The sequence below is a fragment of the Agrobacterium sp. RC10-4-1 genome (genome assembly GCF_014138475.1).
In the GTDB taxonomy this organism is placed as follows: domain Bacteria; phylum Pseudomonadota; class Alphaproteobacteria; order Rhizobiales; family Rhizobiaceae; genus Agrobacterium; species Agrobacterium pusense.
Map to the genome: position 1 here is coordinate 312,608 of NZ_JACJIT010000004.1, position 14,330 is coordinate 326,937.

Below are 14,330 nucleotides of genomic sequence, written 5' to 3' on the forward strand. Positions count from 1 at the left end.
TCGAAGGCAGAATGGCGTTAAAAAGCATATTGTCAACAACCGGATAGCTGCAAATACCTAAGCTTCGCGCGTGTCGCGAAAATTCCATTCGTCATTCCTCTTCGCCTCTCCGGCAGGACCGGGCGGAGTGCGGCTTATAAGCATGAATAGCCGATCCGTGCCGCTTGTTTTACGACAACGCCCGCACCCTTTACGCCGTTCCGCAGCCAAGGTTGATAGCCATGACGCTGGTTTTACCGCAACGCACAACAAAGGCGTTGACAGCCGATGCGGATGGGCGCTTCTGAAGATATTTTTGACAAAGGACAAACCGCGCCGACCGGACGCGGAAAGTCAGTTTCGGGGTGGCAAACCATGAGCAAGACGGGTTTCATCGGCAAGGCATCGTCCGCCGCAGGCGGTTGGGGCGCACTTAAAAGCGTCGGCAAGCGCCTTCTGGAATCCGGGGCACCGATCTCGGGCGTCCGCACCCTGTTGAAGACCAATCAGCCGGATGGTTTTGACTGTCCCGGTTGCGCCTGGGGCGATCCGGAACACGGCTCCTCTTTCGAGTTCTGTGAAAACGGCGTCAAGGCGGTATCCTGGGAAGCGACCGAAGCCCGCGTGCCGCCGGCGTTCTTCGCCAGCCACACCGTCTCCGAACTGCGCGGCTGGTCCGATTACGAGTTGGAAAAACAGGGGCGTCTCACCCATCCCATGCGCTATGACCGGATGAGCGACAAATACCTGCCCGTATCGTGGGACGAGGCCTTTACCGAAATCGGCAGCATCCTCAACGGTCTCGACAACCCGAACCGGGCTGAATTCTATACGTCCGGCCGCGCTTCCAACGAGGCGGCTTTCCTTTATCAGCTGATGGTGCGGCTTTACGGCACCAATAATTTCCCCGACTGCTCCAATATGTGCCACGAGGCAAGCGGTGTCGGATTGAACGCATCGATCGGTGTCGGCAAAGGAACGGTGCTGCTCGAGGACTTTGAAAAGGCCGACGCGATTTTCGTGATCGGGCAAAACCCTGGCACCAATCATCCGCGCATGCTGGGCGACCTGCGCCGCGCCGCCCTGCGCGGCGCCCGGATCGCCGTCTTCAATCCCATTCGCGAAAAGGGGCTGGAGCGCTTTGCAGACCCGCAGGACAAGATCGAGATGATCAGTGGCGGCAGCACGAAGATTGCCACCAATTATTACCAGCCGCGCCAGGGCGGCGACATGGCGGCGGTGCGCGGCATGAGCAAGGCGGTCTTCGCCGCTGACGACGCCGCAAGGGCGGCGGGCGAACCCGCCATCATCGACTACGACTTCATCGCCGAACATGCAGCGGAGTTCGAGGCCTACCGTGCCGCCGTCGAAGCGACGAGCTGGGAGACCATTCTCGACCAGTCCGGCCTCACCCGCGAGGAGATCGAAGAAGCCGCCCACATCTACATGAAGGCCGGCTCCGTCATCGCGACATGGGCCATGGGCGTCACTCAGCATCGTCACTCGGTCGTCATCGTGCGCGAGATCACCAATTTCATGTTGCTGCGCGGCAATGTCGGTCGTCCCGGTGCGGGCCTTTGCCCCGTGCGCGGTCATTCCAACGTTCAGGGCGACCGCACCGTCGGCATCGATGAAAAAGCACCGCCCGCACTTCTCGATGCGCTGGAAAAGGAACTCGGCGTTACCATGCCGCGCAAGCCCGGCCACAACACGGTGGAGGCTGTGGCGGCCATGCTTGAGGGCAAGGCGCAAGCCTTCATTGCGCTCGGGGGTAATTTCCTGCGCGCCACGCCCGATAGCCCGCTTATTATCAAGGCATTCGAAAATCAGAAGCTCACCGTCAACATCGCCACCAAGCTCAATCATTCGCATCTCGTGCCTGGCGAAACCTCGTTCGTGCTGCCTTGCCTGGGGCGAACCGAGATCGACCGCAATTCGGCAGGCCGGGCGCAGATCGTCACGGTCGAGGATTCCATGAGCATGGTGCACGGCTCCGGCGGCATCAATCCACCGGCGTCGGACGAATTGCGCTCGGAAGTCGCCATCATCGCCGGCATCGCAGAAGCGACGCTGGGCAGCGGGCCTGTGAACTGGAAAGCGCTCGCTGATGATTACGATCTTATCCGCGACATGATCGAGCGGGTCATACCCGGCTTCGAGAATTTCAACGAACGCGTTCGCGTGCCGCGCGGCTTCCGTCTGCCCAATAGGGCTGCGGAACGGCAATGGAACACACCGGCGAAAAAAGCGATCTTTTTCAGCGGCCCCCTGCCGGAACAGACCGAACACCAGCAGGCGCTCACGCGCGAGAACCTTTTCGTCCTGCAGACCTTCCGCAGCCACGATCAGTACAACACCACGATCTACGGCATGGACGACCGCTATCGTGGCGTTTATGGCGAGCGCCACGTCATCTTCATGAACCCGGTGGATATGCAAGCGCTCGGCGCCCATTCCCGCCAGCGTGTCGATGTCGTTGGCGAATATGGCGATGGGGTCGAACGCATCGCACAGAATTTCCGGCTGGTGCCCTACAATATTCCGCGGGGCAGCATCGGCGGTTATTATCCGGAACTGAATGTGCTGGTGCCGCTGTCGAGCTATGGCAAAGACAGTTTTACACCGACGTCTAAATCCGTGCTCGTGTCCGTCCGCCTGCGCCCGGATGCCTCCTGATGAATGAGGAACAGTCCGCTGATGCCTTCATGGCTGCGGTGGCACGGGTTCAAGAGCGATCGCAGCCCTTGCTGACATCCACCGGCGCGGCGATACTGATTGCGGTCGACTTCAATATAGCCACAGACAGCCGCGGCATTGCCAACAGGCTGGGTCTTGCACATGCCCTCGTTCTGCGCGAAATCGCCGGTCTGTCACCGCGCTTCGTGCAGGTAACGAGACGCGATGCCCGCACCCAGCGCAGCTTCCTGGAAGCGACAGCGGAGGGAAAGTCGCTCGCTGCCGCCGCCCGGATTTGAAACGAACGGAGCATTTCCTTGGCAATCAGGCCTATCCTGCCCTATCCGCATCCCGGCTTATCGGAAATCTGCGAGCCGGTCACGGTGTTTGACGGGCAATTGCAGGATCTTGTCAGCGACCTGATCGACACGATGCGCGCCGCCCCGGGTGTCGGCATCACCGCCGCCCATATCGGCGTGAAGCAGCGTGTTTTTGTGCTGGAACTGACGCCGGGAACCGTTCTCACCTACGTCAATCCCGAAATCATCGGCCGCGCCACGCAGACCATGCGACATGTGGAGGGCAGCGTCTCGATGCCGGGCTTCACGGACGAAGTGGAGCGGCCATCCAAGATCGAAGTGAGGTTTCAGGACATCGACGGCGCGGAGCACCGTCAGGCCGTCGAGGGATTTCACGCCATTTGCATCCAGCACGAGATTGACCAGCTTGACGGCATTTTCTGGGTGAAGCGGCTTTCGAAGCTGAAACGCGACCGGCTGGTGAAGAAATGGGAAAAGTCGAGAAAGCCGTAACCGTCAGCTGGTAATCGACAGCACAAATTCCGCATCGCCCTTCAGCGTGTTGCTGACGGTGCAGATATCCTCCGCCCTGTGTGCAAGCGCCAGTCGCTCCGCAGCGTTGAAGTTTCCGGCGATCTCCATCCGAATGTCGAAGCGGATGATGCGATAGGGCTCATCGGCCGATTTCTCGCCGGAGACATCAACACGAACACCCTCGAACAGATCGAGCAGTCCCAAGCTGCTGGCTGCGATGCGGACGCTGAGCGCCAGGCAGGCGGCCAGCGAGGAGTATAAGAGATCGATTGGGTTAAACCCTGGCTCCGAAATCCCCGTGACGATGTCCAGAGCGCCACCGGTGACCGACGACACATGAGGACGGCCAAGCCGCCCCACGCTGACGGAAGCGCCGACCGGCCTCGATTTCATCCTCACGCTCTCGGTCATTCAGAAAATCCTAATTTAATCGCGCGCAATCGACCACATGGAACAAAATACCGGCTGGCGCCTTTTTACTCACGCAACGGTGAACCATCGTTGAATATCGAATTTCAATAGGGAGCTGGGACATATGGTTACATCTACGCTCGTCAGCATTCTGATCACCTTCCTGGTGATTGTGCTTGTCTTGTGGCTCATCGCGCGACTGCCCGTTGGCGGCGGCGCCAAACAGATCGCACAGGTTATCGTCATTATTATCGGCATTATTTCGCTGTTGAAATATCTCGCCGTGTTCTGATGTCCCGGCAAGGCGCAGACGAAAAAAGGCGGCGAAAGCCGCCTCTTTTTTGTTGTCGTTACTGGCGTGGTTCAAACTGGTAAGGTTTTTTCAGCGTGATATCCCGGACGCTGCCTATACCGAGAAAAGGCGTGCCCTCCGGATCGAAGATCGCCCTGCCCTTTGCCGCGATCCATCGGCTAGAGCCGTCAGGCAGGTTGACCTTGTAACGCTGATCGAAAAAGACGCCCGTGGTGATGCTGTCGAAAATGGCCTGTGCCACCCGATCGCGCATCTCAATATCGATCCTTTCCAGAATCTCCTCGATCGTTACCCCGCGTGATGCAACCGGTTCGGAAAATCCATGGCATTCCGCGGTAATCGCATCCATGATCAGCCTGTTGTCGGAAATGCTCCACATGTAATAACCGAGCGCATTGTCTGAATCCGTCTTGTCCCCCTGCACGAAAACCCCCGGATATTATTTCCTGACAAAAGCTAACATCAGACCTCTCATATTCCACCCCTCGTTTTGTGGGGGGAGCAGACGAGCTACCAAAGCGTGCATCAATATCCACCGGAATTTTCCGGCAATCCAAATTGTTGCGCCGTTCTAAAACGGACGACAAATTCCGACGAGGTATCGCAAACATGCGGGCGGGCGCCTACATGGCTGGGATGACATTTCGAGGAGTTCAAGATGATGCGAGCCGCCCTCACTTTCGGATTGCTGACCGCAACCGTCTTTCTGGCCGGATGCCAGACGTGGCATAGCCCATATCGTGGAAACGAGTGGCGAATGGATCAGGTAATGGATGGGGACCCCTACCGTGTCGGTGACGGACAGCGTTACCGACGCTAGTTCAGTCCGGCCATTCAATTCGGGCGGCGTTGGGTCAATGATTTGCCGCCCGTAATTTTTATAATGCCGACGGCAAGATAAAACACAGTAGCCGAATTGGCTCAGAGGCAGCCCGGCGTCTTGTGGGGTCAGGGCTAACCGATTGGCTAAAAAAGAAAAAACCCGCCGAAGCGGGTTTCTTTGGTGCGGTCGAGAAGACTCGAACTTCCACGGGTTGCCCCACAGCGACCTCAACGCTGCGCGTCTACCAATTCCGCCACGACCGCATCGTGGTAGGCGTCGACTTGCGCCGACGGGGGTGCATGTAGCAAAAGGATTTTGGGTGCACAAGAGCGTCGTGACAGTTTTTTGAAATTAAAAATCGCACTGCACCATCCTATATGCAGGAAGCCCGGAAATGCTGGGGTTGCGGCCGTGACGCCATTTTGCGAGAAGGCTGTGGAAAGGACTTTTTCATGCTTACACGCACGGATATCGAGACAAAAATGCTCCCCGCCGCCGGTTCGCCGCCCGTTCGCTGGCGAATCTCCGATGGCCTCGTGCCTTACGAGCAGGCGGTAGAGGAAATGGAGCGCGAGGTTAGCGCCATCGCAGCTGGCGAGGCGGACGAACTCGTCTGGCTTCTGGAGCATCCGCCGCTTTATACGGCCGGCACCAGCGCCGATGTGGCCGATCTGATCGAACCGGATCGTTTCCCGGTCTTCGCCACGGGGCGCGGCGGCGAATATACCTATCACGGCCCTGGCCAGCGGGTCGCTTACGTCATGCTTGATCTCAAACGCCGCCGCCAGGATGTCCGCGCCTATGTGGCGGCACTCGAGGATGTCATCATCCGCACGCTTGATAAGATGAATGTGCGTGGCGAGCGGCGGGAGGATCGCGTCGGCGTCTGGGTCAGGCGCCCCGAGAAACCTCTCCTGCCGGATGGCGGCCTGGCAGAAGACAAGATTGCCGCACTGGGTATCCGTCTGCGCAAATGGGTGAGTTTTCACGGGCTCGCGATCAATGTCGATCCCGATCTCTCGCACTTCACCGGCATCATTCCATGCGGCATCAGCGCCTATGGCGTTACCAGCCTTGTCGATCTTGGATTGCCGGTTATGATCGGTGATGTCGACGTCCTGCTGCGCGAGGCCTTCGAGGAGGTTTTTGGCCCGGCAGTCCCCGAAACCGGCGCTGGCGGCTGACCGCCGCAACCCTTGCCGCAGGCCGGTGTTTGATGCATCGATCAACACAAGAGGAGGAACGACCATGTTCACAACATCCGCTTACGCCTGCGACGACGGTTCTTCACCGATGAAGCTTGCGACCATCAAGCGTCGCGATCCCGGCCCGCGCGATGTCGAAATCGAAATCGAATTCTGCGGCGTCTGCCACTCCGATATCCACACGGCCCGCAGCGAATGGCCGGGCTCTCTTTACCCCTGCGTTCCCGGCCACGAAATCATCGGCCGTGTCGGCCGCGTGGGTTCGGATGTCACCAGGTTCAAGACGGGTGACCGCGTCGGCGTCGGCTGCATCGTGGATAGCTGCCGGCAATGCGCAAGCTGCGCCGAGGGGCTGGAGCAATATTGTGAAAACGGCATGACGGGCACCTATAATTCGCCTGACAAGGCGATGGGCGGCGGCGCCCATACGCTTGGCGGTTACTCCGCTCATGTGGTGGTCGATGACCGTTACGTTCTCAGCATACCCGAAGGTCTCGATCCAGCCGCTGCCGCACCCCTGCTCTGCGCGGGCATTACAACCTACTCCCCGCTGCGCCACTGGAATGCAGGCCCCGGCAAGCGGGTCGGCGTTGTCGGTCTCGGTGGCCTTGGTCATATGGCGGTGAAGCTCGCCAATGCCATGGGCGCGACGGTGGTGATGATCACGACGTCGCGCGGCAAGGCTGAAGACGCAAAAAAACTCGGCGCCCATGAGGTGATCGTCTCCCGCGATGCGGATCAGATGAAAAAGGCCGCTTCGAGCCTCGACCTCATCATCGATGCCGTCGCCGCCGACCATGACATCAACGCTTATCTTGCCCTGCTGAAGCGAGACGGCGCGCTGGTGCAGGTGGGTGCGCCGGAAAAGCCGCTGTCGGTAATGGCGTTCAGTCTCATTCCGGGCCGCAAGACCTTTGCCGGCTCGATGATCGGCGGCATTCCCGAGACCCAGGAAATGCTGGATTTCTGCGCCGAAAAAGGCATCGCCGCCGAAATCGAGATGATCGATATCGATCAGATCAACGATGCTTATGAACGCATGATAAAAAGCGATGTGCGTTATCGTTTCGTCATTGATATGAAGAGCCTGCCGCGCCAGAAGGCCGCCTGACCTGCGAAGGGGGCTGCCTTTAGCGCCCCCTTCTCTCAATGGACCTTCCGGTCGAAAGCGCTATTCGAACCATGACCAGCCAGACCGGTTTCAGCGATGTCGCCAAGGGCATGACGATCATGGCGACCTGCATGTTCGTGCTGCCCGTCATGGACGCAATAGCCAAATACATGGCCGTGGTTGGCGGCATGTCACCGGCGCAGGTAACCTTCTATCGCTTCTTCTTCCAGGTGGTCTGCACCCTGCCGCTGCTGCTCATGGTCTCACCGAGCGCGCTTTTCAGCGCGAAGCGTCCCTGGATGAACTGCCTGCGCGGCGTATTGCACGCTTCGGCCAGCCTGATGTTCTTCGCCGCAGTCAAATACATGCCGCTTGCCGATGTGTTCGCGATCTATTTCGTAGAACCGTTCATGCTGACGATGATGTCGGCTCTGTTTCTCGGCGACAGGGTCGGCTGGAAGCGGTGGACGGCGATCGTGGTCGGCTTCGGCGGCGCGATGATTGTCATTCAGCCGAGCTTCGAAATCTTCGGCTGGACCTCGCTGCTGCCGGTGGCCTGCGCATTCCTCTACACGCTCTATCTCTTCCTGAACCGAGCCATCGGCGACGCCGACAGCCCGCTTGTGATGCAGACCATGTCGGGCATTGCCGGCACGGTATTCATGGGAGCGGCCCTTCTTGCCGGCGATGCGCTCGGCGACAAGGATTTCGCCGTCTCGCTGCCGCAATCGGGATTGGCCCTGGCTCTGCTCGTGCTGCTAGGATCGATATCCGGCTACATGCATCTGCTGATCGTCAGGGCTTTCAGGCTGGCCCCGCTCTCGCTGCTGGCGCCGTTCCAGTATTTCGAGATCATCTCCGCGACGATCCTCGGTTATGCGCTGTTCTCGGATTTTCCGACGCCGTCGAAATGGCTCGGTATTTTCATCATCGTCGCATCCGGCCTGTTCATCATCTGGCGCGAACGCCAGCAGGCGGGGGCCAATCGGCCGCCGCTCGACGGGCAGTGACGGGCCATGCGATAGCCATCAGGTGCCGGAAGGCAGCGGCCCTTCATCGTGATGATCCTGCGCCTCGACGAGACTGCCGAGCAGCCAGAGAGAGACTTCGGCCGCCTCTCCTGCCGATTTGAAGCGGTATGAACCGCTATATTTCGGCATGTCGAAGAAGGTAACGACGAAACCGTCTCCGCTTTCCAGGCTCTCCACCCGGATCCGCTCGGGATCGATCATCACGCAAACGTAATGAGAACCCATGTTGCGCATGAAACCGGCCTTGTTGTCGTGCAGCCGCACGAAGGCAGCGCCTCCATCTGCCGTCATGTGCAGGCTTCTGATCGCCTCATTGGGAAAGGCGCGGGCGAAATCCATGATCGCCTGCCCGACATCATGGCTGTTGTCCTCATCCGTCGCCCGCGACATGCGCCAGGCATAAACGGCAAAGACCAAAAGCAGCACGAAAACGATAATCCAGATCGCCATATTCATCCGGAACGCTCCCTCAGCAACCAAACATCATGGGTCGCGAATCGAAACGAAGCGAACCCGGTTCGCTTTGATAGGAAACGAGGCTTGCGCGAAGTATGGCTCCCGCATCGGCGCCAGGAGTGACGATCAGAAGCGCTTGAGGAAAGAGGCTTTTGCCAACAGCCATTGCCGACGAAGCTGCGATAATTGCACTTCGCCTTCAAACACGCCCGCGCCAGCCTTTCTCGCGGCCGTTATGACCGGTCCGGAAATGGCGACGGGCAAATAGGCCGCAAAGACGTTGCCCGAAATGCGAGCGCGTCTTGCCTTCTCGATATGATCCAGCGCATGGGCCGCGAACAGTTCGATGGCAATGCCGATCCGCTGTCGGTCCGTGCCTTCCAGGAACGTCTCCCGGTCAAGCCCGGCGGCCGAGAGCATGTCGGCTGGAATATACACCTGACCACGGCGACGGTGCAGTGGCATGAGCAGCATCATGCCGGCCATGGCCTGCGCCACACCCGCATGTCCGGCCGCTTCCGCGCTTGCCGCGGCCTCTTCCGGAGACAGAACGAGGCTGGCAAGCTGGATCAGCGCCGAAGCCGTTTCCCCTGCATAGCCTTCAAGCGCGTTGCGATCCTCGAAAGGATCGTCATAGAGATCGAAGATGCGCGCCTCGATCATGTTGGAAAGCACCGATCGTGGCAGCCTGTAACGCTCGATCGTTTCCAGAAGCGCCGACGCGACGGGGTGCGACTGGCTGTCCCCATGGGGACTTCCCTCGAGCAGATCGCGCCACCATTGCATGCGCACCTCACCTGGCAGCGCTTCACGCACGGAATCGCGAATACGCGCAATCTCGGCGTTAAAGGCATAAAGCGCTGCAAGAGCGTTGCGCCTGTCCGCGGGAGACAGAAGACAGGCGAGATAGCGGTCACGATCCGTATCGCGCAGCGTCGCAAGGCAGACGTCGAGATTTTCTGTGGGTGCCATGGTTCCCCGCGCGGAGCGTTACGTCAGCCTTCGACGGCAATCAACGCCGCAGCCACGGCGCGCGATTCCGAAAGCATGATATTGTAGGTGCGTACGGCGGCACCCGTGCTCATCGGATCAATGGAAATGCCCGCTTCCTTGAAAGCCGCGCGCAGCTCCTTCGGCAGAACCCGCATACCATCTCCCGTGCCGATCAGCAGCACTTCGATATCCTGCGCTTCCGCCAGAACCTTTTCGAAATGCCCGACGCTCAGTTGTTTGGCGTCAACGGGCTCCCACCCGTAAATGCCCGAAGGCAGGAGCAGAAGCGAGCCTCGATGCGACATGTCGGCAAAGCGGAAGCCGCCATTGCCATAAGCATCTATGGGCGCCCGGCCGGGAAAATGGGCCGGGCGTATTTCGATCCCGCCGGCCATCAGACGGCAGGCTTGCCGCCGATGGCGTTGCCGGACTTTTCATCCTTCTCGTCTTCCGCGTCCTTGCTATCAGGACGAAGCTTGAAGGCGATCAGCACCGGAGCGGCAATGTAGAGCGACGAGAACACGCCGATACCGACACCGAAGAGCATGGCGAAGGTGAAGGAGCGGATGACCTCGCCACCGAAGAGGTAGAGCGCGAGCAGCGCCAGAAGCACGGTCAAGCCGGTGAGGATGGTGCGCGACAGCGTCTGGTTCAGCGACACGTCGATAATCATCGACAGCGGCATCTTCTTATAGCGCCTCAGGTTTTCGCGGATACGGTCATAGATGACGACGGTGTCATTCAGCGAATAACCGATAATCGTCAGGATCGCCGCGATACTGGTAAGGTTGAACTCTATCCCCAGGAACACGAAGAGGCCGATTGTGAAGACCACGTCGTGCACCATCGAAATGACGGCGCCGAGCGCAAACTGCCATTCGAAGCGAACCCAGATGTAAATCATGATCGCCGTCATGGCGAGCAGGATGCCGATCGTGGAGGTGAAGGTGAGGTCACCGGAAACGGCGGGGCCGACAACTTCAACGCGGCGGAAGTCGTATTTGTCCTCAAGCTCGCCGCGCACCATGGTGATGGCGGATTGCTCGGCATTTTCGCCGCCTTCCTGCGCCTGAATGCGGATGAGAACATCCTGCGGCGTACCGAAATTCTGAGCCTGGATTTCACCCAGGTTGAGCTGGTTCAGACGATCGCGGATATCGGCCAGATCGGCCTCACCCTGCTTGGCACGGACTTCGATGACGGAGCCGCCCTGGAAGTCGATACCGAGGTTCAGGCCCTTGGCGATGAAACCGCCAACACAGGCAAGCATGATGACGCCGGTGATCATGAACACCACGCGACGGTAGCGCATGAACGGGATGTCGCGACCATCGAACATGGCGGTACGAACGCCCTTCGGCAGATGCTTCGGACGGCTGCGGCGGACCCAGTAACCGAACATCCACGCTGTCAGTGTATAGGCCGTGAAGACGGTCGTGATGATACCGACGGCCAGCGTAACCGCAAAGCCCTTGACCGGGCCCGTGCCCATGTAGAACAGCACGCTCGCCACGATCAGCGTCGTCAGGTTGGCGTCAATGATGGTCGCAAAGGCGCGGGTAAAGCCATTATCCAGTGACTGGATCAGTGGTTTGCCGCTTTTCACCTCTTCGCGTATTCGCTCGTAGATCAGAACGTTGGAATCGACAGCCATGCCGATGGTCAGGACGATACCGGCGATACCCGGTAGTGTCAGTGTCGATCCGATCACGCTGAGGACGGCCAGCAGCATGATGACGTTGACCACAAGAGCGATATTCGCCAGCAGGCCGAAGAAGCCATAGAACACGAACATGAAGATGAGGACGCCCACGGCGCCAATGGCGCTTGCCGTCAGACCCGCGGTAATGGAGTCGTTACCGAGGCTCGGACCGACGGTACGCTCTTCAACCACCGTCAGCGTCGCCGGCAGCGCACCGGCGCGCAGCAGCACAGCAAGGTCGTTCGCGCCCTGCACCGAGAAATTACCTGAAATCTGGCCCGAACCGCCAATGATCGGCTCACGGATGACAGGCGCGGAAATGACCTGGTTATCGAGCACGATGGCGAAAGGCTTGCCGACATTCTGCTGCGTCGCCTGCGCAAACCGCTGCGCGCCGCGGCTGTCGAAGCGGAAGGTGACGACGGGTTCATTGGTCTGCTGGTTGAAGCTTGCCTGCGCGTCGACGAGATTGTCGCCGGAAACGAGCGCACGGCGCTCCACGAGATAGGGAACCGGCGGATCGTCCTGCGAATAGAGAACCTCGGACGTCGCTGGCGGACGGCCGTTCATGGCTTCCTGCACCGGCATGGTGGTGTCAACCATGCGGAAGGAGAGCTTTGCCGTCTGGTTGAGAAGTGACTTCAGGCGCTGCGGATCCTGAAGACCAGGCACCTGCACGATGATGCGATCGGAACCCTGACGCTGGATGAGCGGCTCGGTCGTGCCGACTTCGTCAACGCGGCGGCGCACGACTTCGATGGACTGCGAAACCGCTGATGACAGGCGGTAATCGATGCCCTCATCCGTGAGATTGAGACGCAGCAGATTGTCGCCACCATCATTCATCGTCACTTCGGTAATGGAGCCGCCGACCAGCGTACCGGCGGATACCGGCTGCGTCAGGTCGCGAAGTGCGTTCTTGGCGGCTTCCAGCTGCGCCGGATCGCTGATGCGGACCTGAATCTGCTGGCCGTTGCCGGTCAAGCCCGAATAACGGATGTTGGCATCGCGAAGCTGCGTTCGCACATCGCCCACGATGGTTTCGAGCCGTTCCTTGACGATGTCGGAACGCTCGATCTTGAGCATGATGTGGGAACCGCCCTGAAGGTCGAGACCGAGCGTTACCTTGTTGTCCTTGTACCAGGCAGGCATGCCCTCCAGCTGTTTGTCCGTAAACAGATTGGGAGAGGCGATGACGACGCTTGCCAGCACAAGCAGCCAGATGAAGACTGTTTTCCAACGGGAAAAATGAAGCATTTCGATCTCGGTCAGGGTTGGGGTCGCGCTCTGCGCAACCCGTCAAAATTCGCAATCGGGCATTCGGTTGTCCGGCAGGATCAGGAAGCTGCTTCCGTCTTGACCACTTCGCCCTTCACGCGCACTTCGGCAATGTAAGCACGGGCAGCGCGGATTTTCACGCCTTCGGCGATTTCGACTTCGAGTTCACTGTCATCGATGACCTTGGTCACCTTGCCGACGATGCCGCCGCCGAGAACGACCTGATCACCGCGGCGAATATTGGTCAGCGTTTCCTGGCGCTTCTTCATCTGTGCGCGCTGCGGACGGATAAGGAAAAAATACCAGACCACCATGAGCGGCGCAAACAGGAAAAGCATTTCAAGGCCGGAACCCAGCGCCGACGTGCCGCCCGCTGCATCCTGGGCAAAAGCTTGACTAATGAACATATAAAACTCCTCAACGATTACGGCACGACCTCGTATGCCGCCCCAGCTTTCAAGCCGCCGGAATATAGTGGGGAACGCCGGGATTGCAACAGATGCAGGGCCCTCGCCGTACCGATTCCGGACCTCTTAACCTTTATGGGCGCCAAACACCATGCTAGGCCGGGCGCAAAACAGAGTTTTGAACATCAGACAAGCGGAAGAAACACCATGATTCGAGAAGAAACGGCCTCCCTGCTTCTTTCAGAACTGCGCCGGCTCACCGATGCCGTCGAACGGCTGGCGGGACCGGCGCCCGCCGCAAACGACTGGAATGCGGCGGATTGTTTTGTCTGGGCGCCGCTGAACTCTTTCCTGCAGCCTGTTGCCCGCCCCAACCGCATCGCGTTGAAACTCATCCGCGGCGTCGATCATGTCCGCGACATTCTCCACGAAAACACGCTGCGTTTCGCGGAAGGTTTCGCCGCCAACAACGTGCTGCTGTGGGGTGCGCGCGGCATGGGCAAGTCTTCGCTGGTGAAGGCCGTTCACGAAGATGTGCGTGCGGCAAGCGGTGTTTCGCTCAAGCTGGTGGAAGTGCACCGCGAGGACATCCACACCCTGCCCGCCCTGCTCGACATCCTCAAGGCCTCGGGCCAGCGCGTCATCGTTTTCTGCGACGACCTCTCCTTCGACCATGACGACACCGCCTATAAATCGCTGAAGGCCGCGCTCGACGGCGGCATCGAGGGACGTCCTGACAATGTGCTGTTTTATGCGACCTCCAATCGTCGCCATCTTCTGCCGCGTCACATGATGGAAAACGAGCAGTCCACTGCCATCAACCCATCCGAAGCGGTTGAGGAAAAGGTGTCGCTCTCCGATCGCTTCGGCCTCTGGCTCGGTTTCCACAAATGCGGTCAGGAAGATTATCTGACGATGATCGACAGCTATGCCACGCATTTCGATCTGGGTCTCGACCGCGAGACACTGCATCACGAGGCGTTGGAATGGGCAACCACCCGCGGCGGCCGCTCAGGCCGTGTCGCCTGGCAATATATTCAGGACGCCGCCGGCCGCCTCAGGAAACCGCTCGACAGATAACACCACGGTGACATCGGGCGAAACGCGGTGTC

General features: G+C 59.4%; 15 protein-coding genes and 1 tRNA gene. 8 read left to right on the forward strand and 8 right to left on the reverse strand.

The window, feature by feature from the left end; genetic code table 11:
- Positions 1-354: 354 nt before the first annotated feature.
- The 3 genes from FHW77_RS13170 to FHW77_RS13180 are packed head-to-tail and all read left to right on the forward strand — an operon-like array spanning position 355 to position 3,467.
- A complete protein-coding gene (locus tag FHW77_RS13170; RefSeq protein WP_004441873.1) occupies positions 355-2,655 on the forward strand; it encodes an FdhF/YdeP family oxidoreductase in 2,301 nt (766 codons plus the stop codon).
- Positions 2,655-2,954 (forward strand): hypothetical protein, encoded by a 300-nt coding sequence (locus FHW77_RS13175; RefSeq protein ID WP_004441875.1) that lies wholly within the window; start codon positions 2,655-2,657, stop codon positions 2,952-2,954. The genes FHW77_RS13170 and FHW77_RS13175 overlap by 1 nt, the downstream gene beginning before the upstream one ends.
- An 18-nt stretch (positions 2,955-2,972) precedes the next feature.
- Entirely contained in the window at positions 2,973-3,467 is a 495-nt protein-coding gene (locus FHW77_RS13180; RefSeq protein WP_004441879.1) for a peptide deformylase, read from the forward strand.
- A 3-nt stretch (positions 3,468-3,470) separates the two neighbouring features.
- On the opposite strand, the gene FHW77_RS13185 is transcribed toward FHW77_RS13180, so the two are convergent.
- Positions 3,471-3,899: an OsmC family protein gene (locus tag FHW77_RS13185; RefSeq protein WP_004441881.1), complete on the reverse strand. Its 429-nt coding sequence runs from the start codon at positions 3,897-3,899 to the stop codon at positions 3,471-3,473.
- A gap of 124 nt (positions 3,900-4,023) precedes the next feature.
- On the opposite strand from FHW77_RS13185, the gene FHW77_RS13190 reads away from it, so the two are divergent.
- Positions 4,024-4,191, forward strand: coding sequence for a Thivi_2564 family membrane protein (locus FHW77_RS13190; RefSeq protein WP_003502827.1), 168 nt, complete (start codon positions 4,024-4,026; stop codon positions 4,189-4,191).
- Positions 4,192-4,249: 58 nt separating this feature from the next.
- Here FHW77_RS13190 and FHW77_RS13195 read toward each other — a convergent pair whose 3' ends face one another.
- Complete coding sequence (locus tag FHW77_RS13195) at positions 4,250-4,636, reverse strand: PAS domain-containing protein (protein ID WP_022556187.1); 387 nt, start codon at positions 4,634-4,636, stop codon at positions 4,250-4,252.
- A 577-nt stretch (positions 4,637-5,213) separates the two neighbouring features.
- Positions 5,214-5,298 (reverse strand) — tRNA-Leu (locus tag FHW77_RS13200).
- A gap of 189 nt (positions 5,299-5,487) precedes the next feature.
- Here FHW77_RS13200 and lipB point away from each other — a divergent pair.
- The 3 genes from lipB (at position 5,488) to FHW77_RS13215 (ending at position 8,361) form a co-directional block, all read left to right on the forward strand.
- The gene (gene lipB / locus FHW77_RS13205; RefSeq protein ID WP_044460040.1) at positions 5,488-6,219 is read left to right on the forward strand and encodes a lipoyl(octanoyl) transferase LipB; all 732 of its coding nucleotides are present in this window, start codon (positions 5,488-5,490) and stop codon (positions 6,217-6,219) included.
- Between the two features lie 64 nt (positions 6,220-6,283).
- Positions 6,284-7,351 carry an NAD(P)-dependent alcohol dehydrogenase gene (locus tag FHW77_RS13210; protein WP_044460039.1) on the forward strand — a complete coding sequence of 356 codons (1,068 nt, stop codon included), beginning with the start codon at positions 6,284-6,286 and terminating at the stop codon, positions 7,349-7,351.
- A 71-nt stretch (positions 7,352-7,422) separates the two neighbouring features.
- Positions 7,423-8,361, forward strand: coding sequence for a DMT family transporter (locus tag FHW77_RS13215; protein WP_004441900.1), 939 nt, complete (start codon positions 7,423-7,425; stop codon positions 8,359-8,361).
- 18 nt (positions 8,362-8,379) lie between these two features.
- Here the strand turns inward: FHW77_RS13215 and FHW77_RS13220 are convergent, their stop codons facing one another.
- The 5 genes from FHW77_RS13220 to yajC all read right to left on the reverse strand — a co-directional run bounded on the left by FHW77_RS13220 (position 8,380) and on the right by yajC (position 13,218).
- Positions 8,380-8,838 carry a hypothetical protein gene (locus FHW77_RS13220; RefSeq protein WP_004441904.1) on the reverse strand — a complete coding sequence of 153 codons (459 nt, stop codon included), beginning with the start codon at positions 8,836-8,838 and terminating at the stop codon, positions 8,380-8,382.
- A gap of 126 nt (positions 8,839-8,964) precedes the next feature.
- Positions 8,965-9,810 carry a phytoene/squalene synthase family protein gene (locus FHW77_RS13225; protein ID WP_004441906.1) on the reverse strand — a complete coding sequence of 282 codons (846 nt, stop codon included), beginning with the start codon at positions 9,808-9,810 and terminating at the stop codon, positions 8,965-8,967.
- Positions 9,811-9,833: 23 nt separating this feature from the next.
- Positions 9,834-10,226, reverse strand: a complete 393-nt coding sequence (locus FHW77_RS13230; protein WP_004441908.1) for an Mth938-like domain-containing protein — start codon at positions 10,224-10,226, stop codon at positions 9,834-9,836.
- Entirely contained in the window at positions 10,226-12,790 is a 2,565-nt protein-coding gene (secDF, locus tag FHW77_RS13235; RefSeq protein WP_004441909.1) for a protein translocase subunit SecDF, read from the reverse strand. The genes FHW77_RS13230 and secDF overlap by 1 nt, the downstream gene beginning before the upstream one ends.
- 80 nt (positions 12,791-12,870) lie before the next feature.
- On the reverse strand, positions 12,871-13,218 hold the full coding sequence (gene yajC, locus FHW77_RS13240) for a preprotein translocase subunit YajC (protein WP_004441911.1): 348 nt from the start codon (positions 13,216-13,218) through the stop codon (positions 12,871-12,873).
- A gap of 207 nt (positions 13,219-13,425) precedes the next feature.
- Here yajC and FHW77_RS13245 point away from each other — a divergent pair, with 207 nt between their 5' ends.
- Positions 13,426-14,298 carry an ATP-binding protein gene (locus tag FHW77_RS13245; protein WP_004441913.1) on the forward strand — a complete coding sequence of 291 codons (873 nt, stop codon included), beginning with the start codon at positions 13,426-13,428 and terminating at the stop codon, positions 14,296-14,298.
- Positions 14,299-14,330 lie beyond the last annotated feature (32 nt).